General features: G+C 35.8%; 2 protein-coding genes. Both read left to right on the top strand.

Annotated elements, in window-relative coordinates; translation table 11 throughout:
- On the top strand, positions 1–600 hold a 600-nt coding region (locus FC20_RS09590), incomplete at its 5' end, for a minor capsid protein (protein ID WP_169788894.1).
- Positions 593–874 carry a hypothetical protein gene (locus tag FC20_RS09585; protein ID WP_039944375.1) on the top strand — a complete coding sequence of 94 codons (282 nt, stop codon included), beginning with the start codon at positions 593–595 and terminating at the stop codon, positions 872–874. The genes FC20_RS09590 and FC20_RS09585, both read left to right, overlap by 8 nt.
- The last annotated feature ends 14 nt before the right edge of the window (positions 875–888 follow it).

Here is an 888-nt window from a genome sequence, read left to right as displayed (position 1 = left end):
CAAACATCAATGTTTAATTCTAAAAGGTTAATCCGAACAGAAGCTGCACACTTGGCGAATCAAGCAAAGATAGACCGATGGAAAGCCAGAGAAGTAAAATATTATCGTTATGTGGCAGTTCTAGACAATCGAACCAGCCGAATATGTCGGTCTTTAAACGAAAAAATATTTGAAGTAGCCAAAGCTCAGATTGGTAAAAACTTTCCACCGATGCATCCTTTTTGTCGCTCAGTTGCTTCAATATTCCAATTAATAATGAAAATAGGAAGTCAAAATAAGCATATTCGCGGTACAAAGGAGTATAATGATGTTGTAAAGGCAGCTCATAATCCTGACAGCAAACGATATGGAATGCTGCCAAGTTATTTTACAATTTCTTTAGAAGAAATAGCTGAAATTGTATATAGGGAATCAAGTCCAGAGAAAATATCACAACGTTTTTTCTATATAGATGCTGGTAAAAAAATAGGCATGTATTCTTGGGCAAAAAATAACAAGTTTTATACTACTTCAAGAATAAAAGTGCATATGGCAAAAGATGGCCGCTATCATTGCGTACCTGCTCAGCCCAAAGACTGGAATGGTGATAAGAATGGTTAAGATGTCAAAATTGAATGAAAGGCAAGTTGCTAACAATTTTGGTTGGAGTTGGGTTACTGTGAAACTAATTAGCGGCAAAACTATGAAAGTATATATAGCTGGCGTCGATAGTGACTATGAAACTAAGGACGCAATAGAAGAAGCTATTTATTACAATGTCGACGGTGCTAAAGATTATGCAGTAGATGCTATTCCGTTCAGTCAGATTGATACAATTGAACTGGCTAAACCACCAAAAAAGAAAAATATAGAAGCCAAAAAGCGATTAGCATAAAGCTGATCGCTTTT

It is taken from the genome of Lactobacillus equicursoris DSM 19284 = JCM 14600 = CIP 110162, assembly GCF_001434815.1.
In the GTDB taxonomy this organism is placed as follows: domain Bacteria; phylum Bacillota; class Bacilli; order Lactobacillales; family Lactobacillaceae; genus Lactobacillus; species Lactobacillus equicursoris.
Note: the sequence above shows the minus strand (reverse complement) of the source record. Positions and strands in the feature narration are given on the sequence as shown.

Excerpts from the sequence above, each read along its gene's own strand:
- FC20_RS09585 (WP_039944375.1), top strand. The coding sequence starts at position 593 with ATGGTTAAGATGTCAAAATTGAATGAAAGGCAAGTTGCTAACAATTTT.